This is a genomic window from Paracoccus sp. SMMA_5_TC (genome assembly GCF_009696685.2).
Lineage (GTDB): Bacteria > Pseudomonadota > Alphaproteobacteria > Rhodobacterales > Rhodobacteraceae > Paracoccus.
Genome location: NZ_CP102355.1, coordinates 554,720 through 573,114, shown reverse-complemented (window position 1 = coordinate 573,114; position 18,395 = coordinate 554,720). Strand labels below are relative to the sequence as shown.

The window sequence follows — 18,395 nt, the reverse complement described above, 5'->3', positions numbered from 1 at the left end:
GGACCTCATTGCGCGATCACGCGCAGGTTCTTGACGAAATCGGTGGTGAACGCCTTTTGCCAGTCGGTTTCCGGCTTCAGCATCCCGGCCGAGACCATGTAGTCATAGCTGGCCTTCCAGCGTTCGGGGGTCATGATGCCGATGCCCTGGGTGGCCGCGTCGCCGCCGGTGATGATCTGCATTTCCTTCAGCCGCTTGACGGCGAAATCCAGCAGATCGTCGCTCATCTTGGGGTTGGCTTCCTTGATCAGGACATTGGCGGGGGCCGGATCCTGAAGATAGCTTTTCCAGCCCTCGACCGAGGCGCGCAGGAAGCGTTCGACCACTTCCGGCTTCTGTTCGATCACGTCGCGGCGGGTGACGGTGGTCACGCCATAGGGCGGATAGCCGGCATCGGCCAGCAGGAAGAAATTGTGGTCCACGCCCTGCTTTTGCAGCGAATAGGGTTCCGAGGTCGGGAACGCCTGCTGGGCGGCATCGGGATCGATGATGAAGGGCTGGATGTTGAAGGTATAGGGTTTGACCTGCGAATCTTCGAGCCCGTAGGTCATCTTCAGCCACGGCCACCACGAGGTGCGCGCGTTGGTGGCCATCAGCAGCGTCTTGTCCTTCAGCTGATCCAGGCTTTTCACATCGGGATGGGTGACGATGCCGTTCATGTCGTGCTGCATCATCGCGGCGACGGCGACCACGGGCAGGTTGTTTTCAACGCCGCCCAGCACCTGGAAATCGTAGCCGTTGGCGAAATCGGCCTCGCCGGCCAGCAGCAGCTGCATGCTGTTGACCTGCGGCCCGCCCATCTTGATGGTGACGTCAAGGCCTTCCTTTTCGTAAAGGCCGGTGGCCTTGGCCTGGTAGAAGCCGCCGTGTTCGGCCTGGGCATACCAGCTGGTGATCAGAGTGACCTTTTCCAGCTCCTCGGCAGCGGCGGCGGTGGCCGCGCCGGTCAGCGCAAGCGCGGCGACCGCAGCCCGGGTCAGCCGGGAAAGGGTGAAGTCGGCAAACGGCATGGTGATCCTCCTGTTGATCCGGCGGCTTGTGGCGCCCGCCGTGACCCTTTCATCAAAAGCCATCGAATCGTTTCTGAAAAGCATCTTATCGGCTATTGTCCGTGCGCGTTTCGAGAACGGTTCAAAGGGCCTGCCATGCTTCACTCCCGCACCTTGCGCTATCTGGACGAGGTGGCGCGCTGCGGCTCGATCCGCGGCGCGTCCGAGCGGCTGCGCATCGCCGCCTCGGCGATCAACAAGCATCTGCTGAAACTCGAGGATCAGATCGGCGAGCCGTTGTTCGAGCGGCTGCCGCGCGGGCTGCGTCCGACCCCGGCGGGCGAAATCCTGCTGGCCCATGCCCGCCGCACGCTGAAGGAATATTCCCAGGTCCAGGCCGAGATCCGCGATCTCAAGACCCTGCAGGGCGGCGAGGTGATCGTGGCGACGATGAACGGGCTTGCCGGCGGCATCGTCGCCCATACCGCGGCGGCGTTCCAGGCCCGCCACCCGCAGGTGCGGCTGTCGATCCACATGATGTTCGCCCCCGACATCGTCCAGGCGGTGACCGATGCCAAGGCCGATCTTGGCGTGGCCTTCAACCTGCCCAACCTGCCGCCGCTGGAGGTGCTGGCCAATGTCGAGGCCCGCCTGGGCGCGGTTCTGACACCAGGTCATCCGCTGGCGGCGATGAAATCGCTGCCGCTGGCGATGTGCCAATCCTATCCGCTGATCCTGGCCGATCACACGATGCTGTTGCAGGGCATCATTCGCGACGCCTTCGACAGCGCCGGGCTGGATTTCCGGCCGACATTCCTGACCAACTCGGTCGAGGCGATGAAGGCGCTGGCGATTTCGGGCGCCGGCATCGCCTTTCTGAGCAAGGTGGACATCGCCCAGGAACAGGTGAACGGCCTGCTGACCTATCGGCCGGTGCGGGAATTCGTTTCGGGCAAGAACATCCTGGCGGTGGTGCAGCGCGACAAGCGCGTGATGGGCCTGGCCGCCACCATGTTCGCCGAGGAACTGGCCCGCGCGCTCAGCGCCGCCGTCGGCTGAGAGGGGGACGGCGCGGCTTGCCTTTGGCGGCGGAATGGGACTATCTGGGCGCATCTTTCCCAATCGACGTTCTTCAGGTCATGTCCGCCCTTGCCGATCCCGCCCCCGCGGGCGATGCCCTATCGCCCGAACAGCATCGCGCCCTGGCCCGCACCCCGGCGCAATGCGTGCGCGACGGTTTCGTGCAATCGCTGCCCTTCATCCTGGTGCTGCTGCCCTTTGGGATGCTGTTCGGGGTCATGGCCTCGGACGCGGGGCTGAACCTTCCGCAGATCATGGGCTTTACCGTGCTGGTGCTGGCGGGGGCGTCGCAGTTCACCGCCGTGCAGCTGATGACCGATCATGCCCCGGCGCTGATCGTCATCTTGTCGGCCATCGCGGTCAATCTGCGCATGGCGATGTATTCGGCATCGCTGGTGCCCTGGCTGGGCGCGGCCCCGGCCCGGCACCGGGCGTGGATTTCCTATGTGCTGGTCGATCAGAACTATGCCCTGGCGTTGCAGCATTACGAGAAATTCCCGCGCCTGAGCGTGCGTCAGCGCGTCGCCTATTTCCTGGGCACGGTGTTTGCCACCTGCGTGCCCTGGTTTCTGGCAACACTGCTGGGGGTCTGGCTGGGACAGGCGATCCCCGAAAGCTGGGCGCTGGATTTCGCCATGCCGATCACCTTCATCGCGCTGATCGCGCCGACCTTGCGCAGCATCCCGCATCTGGCGGCGGCCTTCGTGGCGGTGGCGGCCTCGCTGCTGCTGGCATTCCTGCCCTCGGGGCTGGGGCTGTTCATCGCGGCGCCGCTGGCGATGATGACCGGTGCCCTGGTCGAGACCTGGATCGAAAGGCGCAAGGCGGACACGGCATGAACTACAGCAGCGGCACCATCTGGATCATCATCCTAGCGCTGGCGCTGGGCACCTATGGGCTGCGCTGGTCGTTCCTGGGGGCGCTGGGCGACCGTCCGCTGCCGGTCTGGGCACAGCGCCTGCTGCGCTATACCGCGGTCGGGGTGCTGCCGGCGATCGTGGCGCCGCTGGTGGTCTGGCCGGCCGCGACCCATGGCCAGCCCGATCCGGCGCGGATGCTGGCGGCGCTGGTCACGGTGGCGGTGGGTCTGGTCACGCGCAATCTGCTGGCGGCCATCCTGTCGGGAATGGCCAGCCTGTATCTGGCGCTTTACCTGATCGGCTGAAGCTGGCCGTTCTGGTCATAGCCGCGCACCACGCCGCTTTTCTGCCGCAGCAGCACATTGTGGTTGTTGGCGGGATCGCCGTCCATGTGCTTCTTGCTGACCACGCCGGGCAGAGTCAGGAACCATTCCCGCAGCCTGATCGGCGAAAACCCGGTCGGTGCGCCCTCGAATCCGGGCACGCGGCGCAAGGCCTTGCCGGTGTTGACGGCGCAGAAGCCCTTGTTCGAGGGGCCCTGGGCCTCGACCGCGCGCAGGGCGGCCTCGGCCACGGCCATGGGCACCTGGATCGTGTCCTCGGCCACCCAATAGGTCTCGCGCGCGTGGTAATCGATGTAGAAATTCTTGAAATTCGGCGTGATGCCGTAAAGCACGTCGCGCCGCTCCGGGATGGCGGGGTGTTCCCAGCTGCCGGCGGGGTCATAGATCACCCGCTGGCTGGCATTGACCATCAGCGCGCTGTGGCCGCCCTCGCCGCGCGGAATTCCGATCACCGTGAACAGGGTGATCGACGGCGGCTCGTCCGAGACATAGCGCGCGCGGCGCACTGCCTCGTCACTGGCCCAGCGGTTGTCGGCACCGCAGGCCACCAGAACAGCCGGCGCGGCCAAGGCAAGAAAGGCGCGTCTTTGCATCCGTTCGATTCCCGGATCAGGCGTTGGTCAGGGCCAGAAAGACCAGAACCGCCAGTGCCAGACCGCTAACCCAGATGGTGGCGCGGATGAAGCCCGCAAAGGTTTCCTGGTGGGCGCGAATGTCCATTTCACCGTGCTTGTGTTCCGAGGAATCGTGATGCGAGGCCATGCTGAGCTTCCCTTGGGCGGTCGAATGTGTCGAGGCAGGGATAGCCGATGGCAACGCCCCTGTCACGCCCCCCAAAGCACCGCGCCCGATTCGGTCGTGCCGGCCGGCCACACCCGCCCGGTCGCGTGCAGATGGTTGATATGGCCAACCGCTTCGGCCAAGGCCAGTCCGAATTCCGGTTTGGCGATGGGGCGGCGATACAGCACGGGAAAACAGCCCACCGCGCTTGCCGGCTGTTGCCGCAGCGCCTGTTCCAGCCGGTCCAGTGCCGCGCGCTGGTTTTCGGCCAGTTGCCGCAGCCGCGTTGGCAGGCCGCGATAGGGCAGCTTGTGCCCTGGCAGCACCAGCTGGTCAGGGGTCGCGTGCGGCGCCAGCCGGTCGCAGCTTTCCAGCCAGTCGCCAACGGTATCGGCAAGCGGTTCGGTGGGATAGGCCCCCAGGTTGGGGGAAATCGTGGCCAGCATCTGGTCGCCGCCCAGCACCAGGTCGTCATCCAGCGACCACAGCGTGACATGTTCGGGCGCATGGCCATGTCCCAGCCTTACCTGCCAGCGCCGGTTGCCGAATGTGATCTGCTGTCCTTCCTGCAGGCGCAGATAGCCCGGCGGCAGCGGCGCGCAGAGGTCCGAGGCGTTGAAGGGGCGTTCGTGGCTGCGTTCCTCGATCATCTCGGGGGGCATGCCCGCCCGCCGCCAGAAGGCCATGGCCTGCGGTGTCGGGCGTTCCTGCACATCCAGCAGCCCCATGCGCGCCATCAGCCAGGAGGCGCGCGATGTCAGCAATTCGGCGCCCTGGGCCTGGAACCACCCCGCCAGACCGATGTGGTCGATGTGGTGATGGGTGGCGATGACCCGCCGCAGCGGCGCGCCCGCCAGCGGCCCGTTCAGGATGCGCTGCCAGATGGCGCGGCTGCGGCGGCTGTCGATGCCGGTGTCGACCAGCGTCCAGCCTTCATCGTCGCGCAGGGCATAGACATTGACGCTGTCGGGCTTGAAGGGCAGCGGCATTTGCAGCCACAGCACGCCGGGGGCGATCTTGATCGCCTCGCCCTCGGCCGGAGGGGTATGGAATTCGCTGCGTATCACCCGGCCATTTGACCCAGCAGCGCATCCTCGTCAAGCGACTCGAGCCCGGCGAGCCCGGCCTGCGCAGCCGCCAGGTCGGCAGCGTAATGCGGCAGGATACGGGTGATATAGAGACGTGCCAGCACCGCGCTGCCACCCTGGATTGCCGCGCGCAAATGGTAATGCGCACCCAGCACGCGGGCAAAGGCGGACAGATAGGGCACCGCGCCGGCAAAGCGTTCGGCCATGTCGCGCCCCAGCAGTTCCTGCGTCGCCTCGCGCAGGGTTTCGGCCGCCTGCCACAGCTGATGGGCCAGATCGGGCTGGGCCGCCTGCGCGGCCTTGGCGCCGTCAAGGATTTCATCCAGCAGCGCCATCGCCGCCTGACCGCCATCGGCCAGCTTGCGCCCGACAAGGTCCATGGCCTGGATGCCGTTCGTGCCTTCGTAGATCGGGGTGATGCGGACGTCGCGCAGGAACTGGGCGATGCCGGTTTCCTCGACATAGCCCATGCCGCCATGCACCTGCACGGCGGTGTCGCAGACCCGCACCCCGACATCGGTGCCGTGCGCCTTGGCGATCGGGGTCAGCAGCGCGGCGCGCGCGGCCCATTCCTCCGATCCGGTGGCGCGCGCCATGTCCAGCGCCATGGCGCAGGCCAGGCAGATCGCGCGGGCGGCAAAAACCTCGGCCCGCGATTCGGCCAGCATCCGGCGCACGTCGGGGTGGCGGATGATCGGCCCCATCTGGTTGCGGTCGCGGGCATAGGCCACCGCCTGCTGCAAGGCCGCCTCGGCCTGGGCCACGCCCTGCACGCCGACGCCCAGACGGGCGCAGTTCATCATCGTGAACATGGCGGCCATGCCCTTGTGCTCTTCGCCCACAAGCCAGCCCTGCGCGCCCTCGAAGCTCATCACGCAGGTCGGGCTGCCGTGGATGCCCAGCTTGTGCTCCAGGCTGACCACGCGCAGGTTGTTGGCCAGCCCGGGGCGGCCTGCGGCATCGGGGATCAGCTTGGGCACCATGAACAGGCTGATGCCACGGGTGCCGGGGCCGCCGTCGGGCAGCCGCGCCAGCACCAGATGGCAGACGTTTTCGGTCACGTCGCTGTCGCCCCAGGTGATGAAGATCTTTTGCCCGGTGATGCGATAGCTGCCGTCGTCGCTGCGTTCGGCGCGGGTGGTCAGCGCCCCCACGTCGGACCCCGCCTGCGGCTCGGTCAGGTTCATCGTTCCCGACCATTCGCCGGAAATCAGCTTGGGCAGATACAGCGCCTTCAGCGTTTCGCTGCCGTGATGCTCCAGCGCCTCGATCTGGCCCTGGGTCAGCAGCGGGTTGAGTTGCAGCGCCAGACAGGCCGAGGCCATCATCTCGTTCACCGCCATGTTCAGCGCCTGCGGCAGGCCCATGCCGCCGTATTCCTGCGGCGCGGCCAGTCCGATCCAGCCGCCGTCGGCCATGGCGCGGAAGGCATCGGCGAACCCGGGCGATGAGCGCAGCTTGCCGTTTTCCAGCCGGGCGGGCGTCAGGTCGCCGGCGCGGTTGACCGGGGCGATCACCTCGCTGGCCAGCTTGCCGGCCTCGGCCAGGATGGCGGTCAGCGTGTCGTCGCTGGCCTCGGCGAAGCGCTCGGTCGCGGCCAGGTCCGGGAACGATACCACATGTCGCAGGATGAAACCGATCTGTTCGATCGGTGCTTGATAGCCCATCGCGTAATCTCCCCCCATTGCGCTTGCGCCTTGGCAAAGGCGATGCTGGCGCATAATTGATCGCCAACGATCATATTCCCCGCCTTTGGGTCGGCAACCACAACCCGACGTAACAGAAGTTGACGCAACGAATTCAAACCCGCACCTTGCCTGCGGATGCCAAGGGCATCGCCGAAGCCGCCGCCGTGCTGGCGGCGGGCGAACTGGTCGCGATGCCCACCGAAACCGTCTATGGGCTGGCGGGCGATGCGCGCAATGGGCGCGCGGTGGCGGCGATCTATGCCGCCAAGGGCCGGCCCAGCTTCAACCCGCTGATCGTGCATCTGCCCGACCTGACGGCGGTTGCGCGTCATGCCCGTCTGTCCGAGCCGGCGCTGGCGCTGGCGCAGGCGTTCTGGCCCGGGGCGCTGACGCTGGTGCTGCCGCTGCGCGAGGATGCGGGCATCGCCGGCCTGGTCACGGCCGGGCTGGACACGGTGGCGATCCGGGTGCCGGCGCATCCGGCGGCGCGGGCGCTGCTGGAGGCATTTGGGGGGCCGCTGGCGGCACCTTCGGCCAATCCTTCGGGGCGGATCAGCCCGACACGGGCAGAACATGTTCTTGACCCGGAAACCGGGCTTGGCGGGCGCATCGCGGCGGTGCTGGACGCAGGGCCCTGCGGGGTGGGGTTGGAATCGACCATCATCGGCTGGCAGGGCGATCAACCATTGCTGCTGCGGCCCGGCGGTATCGCCGCCGAACGGATCGAGGCGGTGCTGGGTCAGCCACTGGCGCGGGGCGCCGCCGATCCCGGACAGCCCACGGCGCCGGGACAGCTGAGCAGCCATTACGCCCCCCGCGCGCCCCTGCGGCTGGACGCGATGCAGCCTGAAGGCGACGAGGTGATGATCGGCTTCGGCCCCGTGCCCGGCCGGTTCACCCTGAGCGCCGGCGGTGATCTGACCGAGGCGGCGGCGCAGTTGTTCGATCTGCTGCGCCAGGCCGATGCGCTGGGCCGGCCGATCGCGGTGGCGCCCGTGCCGCAGACAGGATTGGGGCTGGCGATCAACGACCGCCTGCGCCGGGCCGCCGCGCCGCGCGGCTAGGCCCGTCAGGCGTGGCCGGCATTGGGCGACAGCGCCACCGGATCGATGCCCAGCGCCTTCAGCGCCGCGCGCCATTTTCCGGCATTGTCCGCCCCGAAGATGATTTCGTCGCCGCGGTCCGATGTCAGCCAGCCATTGGCCAGGATTTCGGAATCCAGCTGCCCCGGGCCCCAGCCGGCATAGCCCAGCGCCAGCATCGCCGGCTGCGGGCCGCGCCCGCGGGCATAATCCTCGAGAATGTCGCGGGTGGTCGACATCGCCAGATCGTCGGTGATGCGCATGCGGTTTTCATCGATCTGAATGTCGCGCGGCACGCGATGCAGGACAAAGCCGCGCCCCGGTTCGACCGGACCGCCGAAACGCACGGGGATATCCAGTGCGTCCTCGCTGGCCTCGATCCCCAGTTGCGCCAGCAGGTCGCCGAAACCGATGTCGGGCATGGGGCGGTTCACCACCAGCCCCATGGCACCGTCCTCGGAATGGGCACAGATCAGGATCACGGAATGCTCGAAACGGGGGTCGCGCATGCCGGGCATGGCGATCAGCATCTTGCCGGTCAGGTTGCTCGACTTGTCCATGATCTGCTCCGTCCTCTTTCTTTCAAGATCGGATTTGTGAGAGGATTTCGCAAGGGATTGCCGCAGTTGTGACTTCACCACCGCCGTCGGGCGCAGCTAGACAGGGCGCATGAGAACACTTGCCATGCTTTGCCTGACCGCGCTGCCGGTCATGGCCCAGGATCTGCCGCCGGGGCTTGTCTCTGCCGAATTGCTGCCCGGCTGGGAAACGCCGCAGGGTCATCGCATCACCGCATTGCGACTGGAGCTGGAGCCAGGCTGGAAAACCTACTGGCGCAGCCCCGGCGATGCCGGGATGCCGCCGCGCTTCGACTGGCAGGGCTCGGCCAATCTGGCGCAGGCACGGCTGATCTGGCCCCGCCCCGAGGTGATCGATTCGGGCGGCGAGCGCACGCTGGGCTATCACCGTCAGCTGCTGCTGCCCATCGAGCTGCTGCCGGCCGGCCCGGGTCCGATCGAACCAAGGGTCACGGTGGATTTCGGCCTGTGCCTCGATATCTGCGTGCCGGCACAGGTTGCATTGGTGCCGCCGCCGCCCGGCGCTGATCCCGATCCGCGCATCCAGGCGGCGATGGCGCTGCAACCTCGACAATCGGAACAGCAGCCGGACTGCCGCATCGATCCGATCGCGGACGGCATGCAGGTCACGGCGACCCTGCCATCGGGTCATGGCGATGACGACAGCGACGTTGCCATCGAGATGGCAGACGAACAGATCTGGGTTTCGGCGCCCGAACTGGGGCGGCAGGGGGACCGCATCACCGCCCGCGCGGAACTGGTCGCCGGCACCGGCAAGCCCTTTGCCGTCGATCCGGCCGATCTGCGCCTGACGCTGATCGACGGCGGCGATGCCGTCGAATTCGACGGCTGCCGCATGAAAGACTAATCGCGCAACCGTGCCTGCAGGGCCAGCAGATCCTGCCAGGCCTGACGCTTGGCCAGGGGCGTGCGCAGCAGATAGGCCGGATGCGTCATCGGCAATACCGGCAGGTCCAGCGCCCTGTGCCATTGGCCGCGCAGGCGGGTGATGCCCTGTTTGTGCAACAGCGCGGCGCAGGGGGTATTGCCCATCAGCACCAGCACCTCGGGCTGGGCCAGCTGGATGTGCCGATGCAGGAACGGCAGCATCATCGCGATTTCCTCGGCCGTCGGCTGGCGGTTGCCGGGCGGGCGCCAGGGCAGGACATTGGTGATGTAAAGCGCGGTTTGCGCATCCGGAGACTGCCGGGACAGGCCGATGGCCGCAAACATCTGGTCCAGCAACTGCCCGGCGCGGCCGACAAAGGGGCGGCCCTGGCGGTCCTCTTCCTCGCCGGGGGCCTCGCCCACGATCATCACCCGGGCCTGCGGCCGGCCATCGGCAAAGCAGAAATTGCGCGCGCCGCGTTTCAGGTCGATGCCGTCAAAGGCCTGCTGTGCCTCGGCCAGAGCCTCGAGCGTGGTGGCGGCGGTCGCCATGGTGGTGGCCTGGGCCACCGGATCGACAGCGGCTGCCGCCGCCGCGATGGGCGGCCGGGTCGCCGCGGTGGCCGACGCGACTGCTGGATCGACCTGTTCGCTCAGCTCATAGCGGTTCAGCGGCGCGTCCAGACACGGCTCGTCCGCGCCCAGTTCCGTCTGCCACTGCAACAGCGCCAGCGCCGTTTCGGCATCCAGCGCGAATCCCCGATAGGTTGGATCTGCCGTCATGGCCGCAGGCTAGGGCGCATGGCGGCCATGGGCAAGCCATCCGCCGCTATTGCGACGGCGCCAGCGGCGTGGTGCCGCCGCCCATGCCGATCAGGCGCTGGATCAGCGGTCGTGCGGTCGGGCCGATGCGGTCGCAGGCCCCGGGATCGTCCAGCAGCTTGAAGGCGGGGCCGTAATAGCTGCGGTCGTAATCGGCCGCATCCAGGCCCAGCTGTGCGGCCAGCAGATCGCCGGTGCCGGTGATCAGCGTCCATTCCCCGTCGCTGATCGCATAGGCCGGACAGTTCGAGGTGATGACATTCACATTGGCCAGTTCGGCGATCAGGGCCTTGGCCTGGGCGCGATCCAGCCCCGAGACATCGGGCAGCTGCACCGTCAACCCGCCGTCGGCCAATGCTGTGCTGGCGCTCAGCACCAGGGCGATGGGCACAAGGCGTGCGTGAAACATGATCTTTCCTTTGCCTTCCTGACGCCGGTCGCGCGTCCGGGCCCATCCGGCCGCAAGCCCCGGTCCGGTGCAAGCCACTTCGCCGTGAACTTGACGCAGCGGGACGGCAAGGCTAGGGGGGCCGCAATGCCCGCAGCACAAAGGATTCCTGCCATGACCTCCTATTCCCTGCTGATCTTGCCCGGCGACGGGATCGGTCCCGAAGTCATGGCCGAGGTGCGCAAGATCATCGGCTGGTTCGAAACCGCCCGTGGCCTGCGTTTCGACGTCAGCGAGGATGCGGTGGGCGGCGCGGCCTATGACAAATACGGCAAGCCCCTGGCCGATCACACCATGGCCAAGGCCCAGCAGGTCGACGCGGTGCTGCTGGGCGCGGTGGGCGGCCCGAAATACGACACTCTCGATTTCAGCCTGAAACCCGAGCGCGGCCTGCTGCGCCTGCGCAAGGAAATGGATCTGTATGCCAACCTGCGCCCCGCGCAATGCTTTGACGCCCTGGCCGATTTTTCCAGCCTGAAGCGCGAGGTCGTGGCGGGTCTGGACATCCTGATCGTGCGCGAACTGACCAGCGGCGTCTATTTCGGCGAGCCGCGCGGCATCAGCGCCGACGACGATCCGGCCAACGAAGGCGGCCGGGTCGGCATCAACACCCAGCGCTACACCTCGGGCGAGGTGCGGCGGGTGGCGCGTTCGGCCTTCGAGCTGGCGCGCAAGCGCGGCAATCGCGTCTGCTCGATGGAAAAGGCCAATGTGATGGAATCGGGCATCCTGTGGCGCGAGGAAGTCCAGTGGGTGCATGACAACGAATATCCCGATGTCGAACTGTCGCACATGTATGCCGACAACGGCGCCATGCAGCTGGTGCGCAATCCGCGCCAGTTCGACGTCGTCGTCACCGACAACCTGTTCGGCGACATCCTGTCGGACGCGGCGGCGATGCTGACCGGCAGCCTGGGGATGCTGCCCTCGGCCAGCCTGGGCGCGCCGATGGCCAATGGCCGGCCCAAGGCGCTTTACGAGCCGGTCCACGGCTCGGCCCCCGACATCGCCGGCCAAGGCAAGGCCAATCCGATCGCCTGCATCCTCAGCTTTGCCATGTGCCTGCGCTATTCCTTCGGCCTGGGGGCCGAGGCGGACCGGCTGGAAAAGGCGGTGGAAAAGGTGCTGGCCGATGGCGTGCGCACCGGCGATCTGATGGGCGCCGAGGGCGGACGCGCGGTTTCGACCAGCGAAATGGGGGACGCGATTGTGGCGGCGCTGACGGCGCTGTAATCTGGGGGCCGCGCCGGATGCCGGCGCGGCAATGCCCACCCTGCGCGAGGTCTCATGCCGCCCGGAAATGTCAGGGGCGCTGTATTCGCCCTGTTGTCCATGGGTCTTTATTCGACCCATGACGTGATCATCAAGCTGCTGGGCGAAACCTATCCGGCGCTGCAGATCCTGTTCTTTTCGGCGCTGCTGTCGTTTCCGCCGCTGGCAGTGCTGCTGCTGCACGATCCCACGCATGGCACGCTGCGACCGCGCAATCCGTTCTGGGTCGGGCTGCGGTCGCTGTGCATCGTGGGTTCGGGCATCGGCGGCTTCTATGCCTTTTCGGTGCTGCCCTTGGCGCAGGTCTATGCGCTGTTGTTCGCCACGCCGCTGATCGTGACCGTCCTGTCGGTGCCGCTGTTGGGCGAAAGGGTGGGCCTGCACCGCTGGCTGGCGGTGCTGGCGGGGTTGTGCGGGGTGCTGATCGTGCTGCGTCCCGGTGCGACCGCGCTGGGGCTGGGGCATCTGGCGGCGCTGGGCGGCGCCACCTGCACCGCGCTGGCGGCCATCGCCGTGCGCAAGCTGGGTCGGTCGGAGCGCACCGTCATCCTGCTGCTATGGCCGATGATCGGCAATTTCCTGATTACCGGCGCCTCGCTGGGCCTTGCCTATCAGCCGATGCTGCTGGCCGATCTGGCGCTGACCGGGGTGATCGCGCTGCTGGGGCTGGTGGCCGGGTTCCTGCTGATCCTGGCCTATCAGGCGGGCGAAGCCACCAATGTCGCGCCGATGCAATATTCGCAGATGCTGTGGGCAGTGGCCTATGGCTGGTTCCTGTTCGGGGAACGGCCAGATCTGCCCACGTTTGCCGGGGCGGCGGTCATCGTGGCCTCGGGGCTTTACATCCTGATGCGCGAACGCAGCGGCGCCTCGGCCTTGCGGCCGGCCAGCGGCGCCAAGTTCGCCGCCGAACCCGTGACCGCCCCGCGCTGGAGCCTGCTGCAACGCCTGCTGCGCGCGCGCGACTGAGGCAGGGGTTTTCGCGCGATTCCCTCTTGCATTCCCGGCCGGCAGGGGCTACCTGCCCCCCACGGTCGGAGCGTAGCGCAGCCTGGTAGCGCACCTGCTTCGGGAGCAGGGGGTCGGAGGTTCGAATCCTCTCGCTCCGACCAGTCATCATCCCTTGTCGATGCAATATTTCAGGCCCCTGCCACGGCGGCGGGTCTGCTGTTGCATGTTGACCGTTCCGGGCAGGGGCGGCGCGACCAATGAAAAACCCCCGCGATGCGGGGGCTTTCCGAACCATGTGGTCGCTTGTCTTACAGCGCGCCTTCGCGTTGCGCTTTCTTGCGCGCCAGCTTGCGGGCGCGGCGGACGGCCTCGGCCTTTTCACGGGCCTTCTTGACCGAGGGTTTCTCGAAATGCTGCTTGAGCTTCATTTCACGAAATACCCCCTCGCGCTGAAGTTTCTTCTTCAGAGCGCGAAGCGCCTGTTCGACGTTGTTGTCGCGAACACTTACCTGCATGTGGTTGTCACCACCTTCCTAGGTTAAAGTTGAACAGATTTGCAGGACGCGGCCTCATAACAGGGCGAATCGCCTTTGTCCAGATTTTCCGGCCGCGACCGTTACCATGAACAAGGGGCCATCATGACCGAGGAACGTGAACGTCTGATCCAGGCCGCGCTGGCGCATGTGGTGTTCGAGGGCATGGGGGATCGTGCCATTGTCGAGGGCGCCCGCGACATCGGCATCAGCCCGGATCTGGCCCGGGTATATCTGCCGCGCGGCGGCGCCGATCTGGCCGCGGCCTATCACCGTCAGGGCGACGCGGCCCTCCGTCAGTGGCTGGCCAGCGATCCGCCGCAGGGGCGGATGCGCGAACGTGTCGCCCAGGCGGTCATGCACCGGTTGGGGCTGAGCGATCGGGAACTGGCCCGCGCCGGTGCGTCGGTGCTGGCGCTGCCCCAGCATGCCGGGCTGGGGGCGCGGCTTGTGTGGGAAACCGCGGATGCGATCTGGGAAGGGCTGGGCGACATCTCGCAGGATGTGAACTGGTATTCCAAACGTGCCACCCTGTCCGCGGTCTATGGTGCAACGGCTCTTTACTGGCTGGGCGACGAATCGCCCGACCTGGCCGACACCCGCGCGTTCCTGGATCGGCGGCTCGACGGGGTAATGCGATTCGAATCGCTCAAGGCACGGCTGCGGGCCATCCCGGGGGTGGGAACGCTGTCGGACCTGGCGACGGGCTGGATCAGGCGGCCCGAACCGCGCAATCTGCCCGGAGGATTGCGGGCGGATGCGTCGGCACGACACAATGGAGGGCAAGGGTGATACCCGATGTGATGCAGGCCGTCGAAATCTCGGCCCCCGGCGGCGCCGAGGTGCTCAGGCCGACCACGCGGCCGGTGCCGGTCGCGGGTCATGGCCAGATCCTGATCCGCGTGGCCTGGGCGGGGGTGAACCGACCCGACGTGCTGCAACGCGCGGGATCCTATGCCCCGCCGCCCGGGGCTTCGGACCTGCCGGGGCTGGAATGTGCGGGCACGGTGGTGGCCGTGGGGCCGGGCGTCGACCATTGGCGCGCGGGCGATCGGGTCTGCGCGCTGCTGCCGGGCGGCGGCTATGCCGAATATGTCACCTGCCCGGCCGCCCATGCGCTGCCGGTGCCCGCAGGGCTGTCGCTGCGCGAGGCGGCGGCGCTGCCGGAAACCGCCTTCACCGTCTGGTCCAATGTGATCCAGCGTGGCGGGCTGCAGGCGGGCGAACGCTTCCTGGTGCACGGCGGCTCGTCCGGGATCGGCACCATGGCGATCCAGGTGGCGCGGGCGCGCGGCGCGCGGGTCTGGGCCACGGCGGGCAGCGACGCCAAATGCCAGGCCTGCGCCGAACTGGGCGCGCAGCCGATCAATTACCGCGAAACCGATTTCGTCAGCATCCTGCGCAAGCAAGGCGGGGCCAATCTGATTCTCGACATGGTCGGCGGCGACTACATCGCCCGCAACATCCGCGCGCTGGCCGATGAAGGCCGGCTGGTGATGATCGCCTTTCTGGCCGGCGCCAAGGCCGAGCTGAACTTTGCCCAGATCATGACCCGCCGCCTGACCGTCACCGGATCGACGCTGCGGCCGCAATCGGATCGGGCCAAGGCCCGCATTGCCCGCGCGCTTCTGGATGAACTGTGGCCGCTGATCGCGGCCGGCGCGGTGCGCCCGGTGATCGACAGCAGCTTCACCCTGCAGGACGCGGTCGAGGCCCATCGCCACATGGAAAGCAGCGCCCATGTCGGCAAGATCCTGTTGCAGGTTGCGCCGCAGGAGCCGGCCGGCGCCTAGTCGGTTGCCGGCAGCACGAAATCGCCACCGCAATCGCGCCGGACATCGGCGCCGCAGTCGCGCGGCTGCAAGTCGCGGGTCAGGCAGATGCGAACCTCTTGCAAGGCGCGGGCGCGGCAGGTGACGGTGATGCCATCGCGGCCCAGGCCGGGGTTGGCCGCGATGAAGGCATCCTCGACCGCGCGTGCGGACAGCATCAGGTCGCGGTCGGTATCCTCGAGCGGCGGCGGCAGGCGGATGCTGCCTGCGGCCTGGCGCAGCAGGTCGAAATACTGCCCGGCATCCAGCCCGGAACAGCGTCCGTGCTTGCGCCATTGATGCCAGGCAAGCCCCGATGAACCCATGATGTCGGCCATGACGCGGGTCTCGCGGCGCGAGGGGCCGCGGGCAGGGCTGCGGCAGTTGCTGGGCCATCCCCGTTCGTATTGTGGCCATAGCCCGTGCACGACAAAGCCCAGATCGCGGCGCGGATCGCATTGATCTGCCCCCTCCCTCTGGCCTTCGGCCCGGCACCAGCTGGGCGACCAGCTCAGCGCGAGGACATAGTAGTCGAAGCGCCCGGCGACATCCTGGGCGGGGGCCGCGGGCGCGATCAGGGCGGCCAGCAGGGAGGCGATGGCAAAGCGCAGTTTCATGGCCCCAGCCTATCCGCCGCCGCGCTCGGTCGCCATGAAATTCAGGCTTTATTTTGCCGCCTCATGCGCCTATATACCGCCGCAATCCCCCAGAAAATGGAATGGCAGCCGCCCACAGCCGTTTTCCCCGGCCGGAAGAGTTATGTGAAGGAGAATGTCATGAACAAGCCGCTGATGGCCAAGGCCACCGCAGTCTGGCTGGTCGACAATACCACGCTGAGCTTCAAGCAGATCGCGGATTTCTGCGGCATGCACGAACTTGAGGTTCAGGGCATTGCCGATGGCGACGTCGCTGCCGGGGTCAAGGGCTTCGACCCTGTCGCCTCGAACCAGCTGGACGCGGCCGAGATCGAAAAGGGCCAGAAGAATCCGCTGTATCGGCTGAAACTGAAGCACAACCCCGCCGCCGAGGGCGAGGAAAAGCGTCGCGGCCCGCGCTATACGCCGCTGAGCAAGCGTCAGGACCGGCCCAATGCGATCCTGTGGCTGGTCAAGTTCCATCCCGAACTGGCCGATGCCCAGATCGCCAAGCTGGTCGGCACCACCAAGCCGACGATCGCATCGATCCGCGAGCGCACGCATTGGAACATCCAGAACATGCAGCCCATCGACCCGGTGGCCCTGGGCCTGTGCCGGCAGTCGGAACTTGACGCTGCCGTGCAAAAGGCGGCCAAGCGCAAGGCGGCCGAAGGTGGCGCGATGACCGATGACGAACGGCGCAAGCTTCTGTCCACGGAAACCTCGCTGGCCATGGGCGACGAGCCGCGACTGCCGTCCTCGATCGCGGGGCTGGAAAACTTTACCCTGGGCCAGGACGACCGGCCCGAGCCGCAGCCCGAACCGGATGCCGACAGCTTCTTCAACCTGCCCGACGACGACAGCGACGAGGAAGAGGACGACGGTCGGAATCGCGGCCGCTGATCCCGGCCGCCGGCACGGCGCAGAGATCCCCCGCAGGCCCGAGCCGCGGGGGATCTTTCGTCAGATGCTCAGGCAAATGTATTTCATTTCCAGGTAATCCTCGATGCCGTGGCGGCTGCCTTCGCGGCCAAGACCCGACTGCTTGACCCCGCCAAAAGGGGCCACCTCGGTCGAGATGATGCCGGTGTTCACGCCGACGATGCCGTATTCCAGCCCCTCTTGCACGCGGGTGATGCGGCCGATGTCGCGGGCGTAGAAATAGGCTGCCAGACCGAAGATGGTGGCATTGGCGCGTTCGATCGCCTCGGCCTCGGTCTCGAACCGGAACAGCGGCGCCAGCGGGCCAAAGGTTTCCTCGCTGGCGACCTTCATGTCGTCGGTGATGCCGGTCATGACCGTGGGCTCGAAGAACAGACCCTGCTTGCGGTTGCCGCCGGTGATCACCTGCGCACCCGAGGCCAGCGCATCCTGGATGTGTTCCTGGACCTTGTCGACGGCATCCTCGTTGATCAGCGGCCCTGTGGTCACGCCTTCGGCCAGGCCGTCGCCCACCCGCAGCTTGTCGACCGCAGCGGCCAGCTTGCGCGCGAATTCGTCATAGACGCCCGCTTGCACATAGATGCGATTGGCGCAGACGCAGGTCTGGCCGTTGTTGCGGAATTTCGAGGCCATCGCCCCTTCGACCGCCGCATCCAGATCGGCGTCGTCAAAGACGATGAAGGGCGCGTTGCCGCCCAGTTCCATGCTGCATTTCAGCACCTGGTCGGCGGCCTGACGCAACAGGATGCGGCCCACCTCGGTCGAGCCGGTGAAGGTCAGCTTGCGGATCAGCGGGTTTTCGCAGAACTCCTTGCCGATATCGGACGAGCGCGACGAGGTGACGATGCTGAACAGCCCCGGCGGCACGCCGGCGCGCTCGGCCAGCACCGCCAGCGCCAGGGCCGACAGCGGCGTTTCCGCCGCCGGACGGCCGACGAAACCGCAGCCGGCAGCGATGGCGGGCCCGCATTTGCGGGTGATCATCGCATTTGGGAAGTTCCACGGCGTGATCGATGCGACCACCCCGATCGGCTGGCGGATGACCGTCAATCTCTTGTCGGGCTGATGTCCGGGGATGGTTTCGCCATAGATGCGCTTGGCCTCTTCGCCGAACCACTCGATGAAACTGGCGCCATAGGCGATCTCGCCCTTGGCTTCGGGCAGGGGCTTGCCCTGTTCGGCGGTCAGGATGCGGCCAAGATCGTCCTGGTTTTCCATCATCAGGTCGAACCAGCGCCGCATGACCTGGGCGCGTTCCTTGGCGGTGCGCGCCGACCAGTCGCGCATGGCAGTGGCGGCGGCGGCGATGGCGCGCGCGACCTCGACCCGCGACAGGTCGGCGACATGGGCGATGACATCGCCGCGCGCGGGGTTGGTGACGGGGAAGGTCGCGCCGTCATCCGCCTCGATCCATTTACCGGCGACATAGGCGCGGGTTTCCAGCAGGGACGGATCCTTGAGCAGCATTTTCAGATCGGTGGCGTGCCGGGTCATGTGGCTTCTCCTGTTGTCGCATTGTGCGCAGGCTTGCGCTTTTGCGGTTGCATGGCAAGAGCGGGCTGCGGTGGCCGCTCACGGCAAATGTGATGAACCCGAACGGCTGT

General features: G+C 67.1%; 21 protein-coding genes and 1 tRNA gene. 11 read left to right on the top strand and 11 right to left on the bottom strand.

Annotated elements, in window-relative coordinates; all coding sequences use genetic code 11:
- Positions 1–5: 5 nt before the first annotated feature.
- A complete protein-coding gene (locus GB880_RS02895) occupies positions 6–1,010 on the bottom strand; it encodes an ABC transporter substrate-binding protein (protein ID WP_154493535.1) in 1,005 nt (334 codons plus the stop codon).
- Positions 1,011–1,145: 135 nt separating this feature from the next.
- Between GB880_RS02895 and GB880_RS02890 the strand changes: the two genes are divergently transcribed.
- The 3 genes from GB880_RS02890 (at position 1,146) to GB880_RS02880 (ending at position 3,234) form a co-directional block, all read left to right on the top strand.
- A complete protein-coding gene (locus GB880_RS02890) occupies positions 1,146–2,048 on the top strand; it encodes a LysR family transcriptional regulator (RefSeq protein WP_154493534.1) in 903 nt (300 codons plus the stop codon).
- Between the two features lie 80 nt (positions 2,049–2,128).
- The gene (locus GB880_RS02885; protein WP_154493533.1) at positions 2,129–2,908 is read left to right on the top strand and encodes an AzlC family ABC transporter permease; all 780 of its coding nucleotides are present in this window, start codon (positions 2,129–2,131) and stop codon (positions 2,906–2,908) included.
- The gene (locus tag GB880_RS02880; protein WP_154493532.1) at positions 2,905–3,234 is read left to right on the top strand and encodes an AzlD domain-containing protein; all 330 of its coding nucleotides are present in this window, start codon (positions 2,905–2,907) and stop codon (positions 3,232–3,234) included. The genes GB880_RS02885 and GB880_RS02880 overlap by 4 nt, the downstream gene beginning before the upstream one ends.
- Here the strand turns inward: GB880_RS02880 and GB880_RS02875 are convergent.
- From GB880_RS02875 to GB880_RS02860, 4 genes are all read right to left on the bottom strand, one after another.
- A complete protein-coding gene (locus tag GB880_RS02875; RefSeq protein ID WP_154493531.1) occupies positions 3,219–3,866 on the bottom strand; it encodes a hypothetical protein in 648 nt (215 codons plus the stop codon). The genes GB880_RS02880 and GB880_RS02875 overlap by 16 nt on opposite strands.
- Before the next feature lie 16 nt (positions 3,867–3,882).
- The gene (locus GB880_RS02870; RefSeq protein WP_154493530.1) at positions 3,883–4,035 is read right to left on the bottom strand and encodes an aa3-type cytochrome c oxidase subunit IV; all 153 of its coding nucleotides are present in this window, start codon (positions 4,033–4,035) and stop codon (positions 3,883–3,885) included.
- A gap of 62 nt (positions 4,036–4,097) precedes the next feature.
- Complete coding sequence (locus GB880_RS02865) at positions 4,098–5,120, bottom strand: MBL fold metallo-hydrolase (protein ID WP_263467272.1); 1,023 nt, start codon at positions 5,118–5,120, stop codon at positions 4,098–4,100.
- Positions 5,117–6,808 (bottom strand): acyl-CoA dehydrogenase, encoded by a 1,692-nt coding sequence (locus GB880_RS02860; protein WP_154493540.1) that lies wholly within the window; start codon positions 6,806–6,808, stop codon positions 5,117–5,119. Before GB880_RS02860 ends, GB880_RS02865 begins: the two co-directional genes overlap by 4 nt.
- A gap of 119 nt (positions 6,809–6,927) precedes the next feature.
- On the opposite strand from GB880_RS02860, the gene GB880_RS02855 reads away from it, so the two are divergent.
- Positions 6,928–7,893: an L-threonylcarbamoyladenylate synthase gene (locus GB880_RS02855; RefSeq protein WP_263467271.1), complete on the top strand. Its 966-nt coding sequence runs from the start codon at positions 6,928–6,930 to the stop codon at positions 7,891–7,893.
- 5 nt (positions 7,894–7,898) lie between these two features.
- Here the strand turns inward: GB880_RS02855 and GB880_RS02850 are convergent, their stop codons facing one another.
- Positions 7,899–8,471 (bottom strand): YqgE/AlgH family protein, encoded by a 573-nt coding sequence (locus GB880_RS02850; protein WP_154493529.1) that lies wholly within the window; start codon positions 8,469–8,471, stop codon positions 7,899–7,901.
- A gap of 124 nt (positions 8,472–8,595) precedes the next feature.
- On the opposite strand from GB880_RS02850, the gene GB880_RS02845 reads away from it, so the two are divergent.
- Positions 8,596–9,357: a protein-disulfide reductase DsbD domain-containing protein gene (locus GB880_RS02845; RefSeq protein ID WP_229774377.1), complete on the top strand. Its 762-nt coding sequence runs from the start codon at positions 8,596–8,598 to the stop codon at positions 9,355–9,357.
- Here GB880_RS02845 and GB880_RS02840 read toward each other — a convergent pair.
- Entirely contained in the window at positions 9,354–10,160 is an 807-nt protein-coding gene (locus GB880_RS02840; RefSeq protein ID WP_154493527.1) for a uracil-DNA glycosylase, read from the bottom strand. The genes GB880_RS02845 and GB880_RS02840 overlap by 4 nt on opposite strands.
- A gap of 46 nt (positions 10,161–10,206) precedes the next feature.
- Entirely contained in the window at positions 10,207–10,608 is a 402-nt protein-coding gene (locus tag GB880_RS02835) for a hypothetical protein (RefSeq protein ID WP_154493526.1), read from the bottom strand.
- 153 nt (positions 10,609–10,761) lie between these two features.
- Here GB880_RS02835 and leuB point away from each other — a divergent pair, with 153 nt between their 5' ends.
- From leuB to GB880_RS02820, 3 genes are all read left to right on the top strand, one after another.
- Positions 10,762–11,880, top strand: a complete 1,119-nt coding sequence (gene leuB / locus GB880_RS02830) for a 3-isopropylmalate dehydrogenase (protein ID WP_154493525.1) — start codon at positions 10,762–10,764, stop codon at positions 11,878–11,880.
- Positions 11,881–11,934: 54 nt separating this feature from the next.
- A complete protein-coding gene (locus tag GB880_RS02825) occupies positions 11,935–12,888 on the top strand; it encodes a DMT family transporter (RefSeq protein WP_154493524.1) in 954 nt (317 codons plus the stop codon).
- Positions 12,889–12,954: 66 nt separating this feature from the next.
- Positions 12,955–13,031, top strand: a tRNA-Pro gene (locus GB880_RS02820).
- Positions 13,032–13,178: 147 nt separating this feature from the next.
- On the opposite strand, the gene rpsU is transcribed toward GB880_RS02820, so the two are convergent.
- Entirely contained in the window at positions 13,179–13,385 is a 207-nt protein-coding gene (gene rpsU, locus GB880_RS02815; protein WP_011748553.1) for a 30S ribosomal protein S21, read from the bottom strand.
- A gap of 123 nt (positions 13,386–13,508) precedes the next feature.
- Between rpsU and GB880_RS02810 the strand changes: the two genes are divergently transcribed.
- Together GB880_RS02810 and GB880_RS02805 are read left to right on the top strand one after the other, a co-directional pair.
- Entirely contained in the window at positions 13,509–14,195 is a 687-nt protein-coding gene (locus tag GB880_RS02810; protein ID WP_154493523.1) for a COQ9 family protein, read from the top strand.
- Between the two features lie 11 nt (positions 14,196–14,206).
- Positions 14,207–15,196 carry an NAD(P)H-quinone oxidoreductase gene (locus tag GB880_RS02805; protein ID WP_154493539.1) on the top strand — a complete coding sequence of 330 codons (990 nt, stop codon included), beginning with the start codon at positions 14,207–14,209 and terminating at the stop codon, positions 15,194–15,196.
- Here GB880_RS02805 and GB880_RS02800 read toward each other — a convergent pair.
- The gene (locus GB880_RS02800; RefSeq protein WP_154493522.1) at positions 15,193–15,831 is read right to left on the bottom strand and encodes a ribonuclease T2 family protein; all 639 of its coding nucleotides are present in this window, start codon (positions 15,829–15,831) and stop codon (positions 15,193–15,195) included. The genes GB880_RS02805 and GB880_RS02800 overlap by 4 nt on opposite strands.
- Before the next feature lie 159 nt (positions 15,832–15,990).
- On the opposite strand from GB880_RS02800, the gene GB880_RS02795 reads away from it, so the two are divergent.
- Positions 15,991–16,752: a DUF1013 domain-containing protein gene (locus GB880_RS02795; protein ID WP_154493521.1), complete on the top strand. Its 762-nt coding sequence runs from the start codon at positions 15,991–15,993 to the stop codon at positions 16,750–16,752.
- A 60-nt stretch (positions 16,753–16,812) separates the two neighbouring features.
- On the opposite strand, the gene GB880_RS02790 is transcribed toward GB880_RS02795, so the two are convergent.
- A complete protein-coding gene (locus GB880_RS02790; protein ID WP_154493520.1) occupies positions 16,813–18,285 on the bottom strand; it encodes an NAD-dependent succinate-semialdehyde dehydrogenase in 1,473 nt (490 codons plus the stop codon).
- Positions 18,286–18,395 lie beyond the last annotated feature (110 nt).

Coding starts and splice junctions, on each gene's coding strand:
- GB880_RS02840 (WP_154493527.1), bottom strand. CDS start 10,160: ATGACGGCAGATCCAACCTATCGGGGATTCGCGCTGGATGCCGAAACG.
- GB880_RS02890 (WP_154493534.1), top strand. CDS start 1,146: ATGCTTCACTCCCGCACCTTGCGCTATCTGGACGAGGTGGCGCGCTGC.
- GB880_RS02895 (WP_154493535.1), bottom strand. CDS start 1,010: ATGCCGTTTGCCGACTTCACCCTTTCCCGGCTGACCCGGGCTGCGGTC.
- leuB (WP_154493525.1), top strand. CDS start 10,762: ATGACCTCCTATTCCCTGCTGATCTTGCCCGGCGACGGGATCGGTCCC.
- GB880_RS02835 (WP_154493526.1), bottom strand. CDS start 10,608: ATGTTTCACGCACGCCTTGTGCCCATCGCCCTGGTGCTGAGCGCCAGC.
- GB880_RS02800 (WP_154493522.1), bottom strand. CDS start 15,831: ATGAAACTGCGCTTTGCCATCGCCTCCCTGCTGGCCGCCCTGATCGCG.
- GB880_RS02790 (WP_154493520.1), bottom strand. CDS start 18,285: ATGACCCGGCACGCCACCGATCTGAAAATGCTGCTCAAGGATCCGTCC.
- GB880_RS02870 (WP_154493530.1), bottom strand. CDS start 4,035: ATGGCCTCGCATCACGATTCCTCGGAACACAAGCACGGTGAAATGGAC.
- GB880_RS02875 (WP_154493531.1), bottom strand. CDS start 3,866: ATGCAAAGACGCGCCTTTCTTGCCTTGGCCGCGCCGGCTGTTCTGGTG.
- GB880_RS02885 (WP_154493533.1), top strand. CDS start 2,129: ATGTCCGCCCTTGCCGATCCCGCCCCCGCGGGCGATGCCCTATCGCCC.
- GB880_RS02825 (WP_154493524.1), top strand. CDS start 11,935: ATGCCGCCCGGAAATGTCAGGGGCGCTGTATTCGCCCTGTTGTCCATG.
- rpsU (WP_011748553.1), bottom strand. CDS start 13,385: ATGCAGGTAAGTGTTCGCGACAACAACGTCGAACAGGCGCTTCGCGCT.
- GB880_RS02810 (WP_154493523.1), top strand. CDS start 13,509: ATGACCGAGGAACGTGAACGTCTGATCCAGGCCGCGCTGGCGCATGTG.
- GB880_RS02795 (WP_154493521.1), top strand. CDS start 15,991: ATGAACAAGCCGCTGATGGCCAAGGCCACCGCAGTCTGGCTGGTCGAC.
- GB880_RS02805 (WP_154493539.1), top strand. CDS start 14,207: ATGCAGGCCGTCGAAATCTCGGCCCCCGGCGGCGCCGAGGTGCTCAGG.
- GB880_RS02850 (WP_154493529.1), bottom strand. CDS start 8,471: ATGGACAAGTCGAGCAACCTGACCGGCAAGATGCTGATCGCCATGCCC.
- GB880_RS02845 (WP_229774377.1), top strand. CDS start 8,596: ATGCTTTGCCTGACCGCGCTGCCGGTCATGGCCCAGGATCTGCCGCCG.
- GB880_RS02880 (WP_154493532.1), top strand. CDS start 2,905: ATGAACTACAGCAGCGGCACCATCTGGATCATCATCCTAGCGCTGGCG.
- GB880_RS02860 (WP_154493540.1), bottom strand. CDS start 6,808: ATGGGCTATCAAGCACCGATCGAACAGATCGGTTTCATCCTGCGACAT.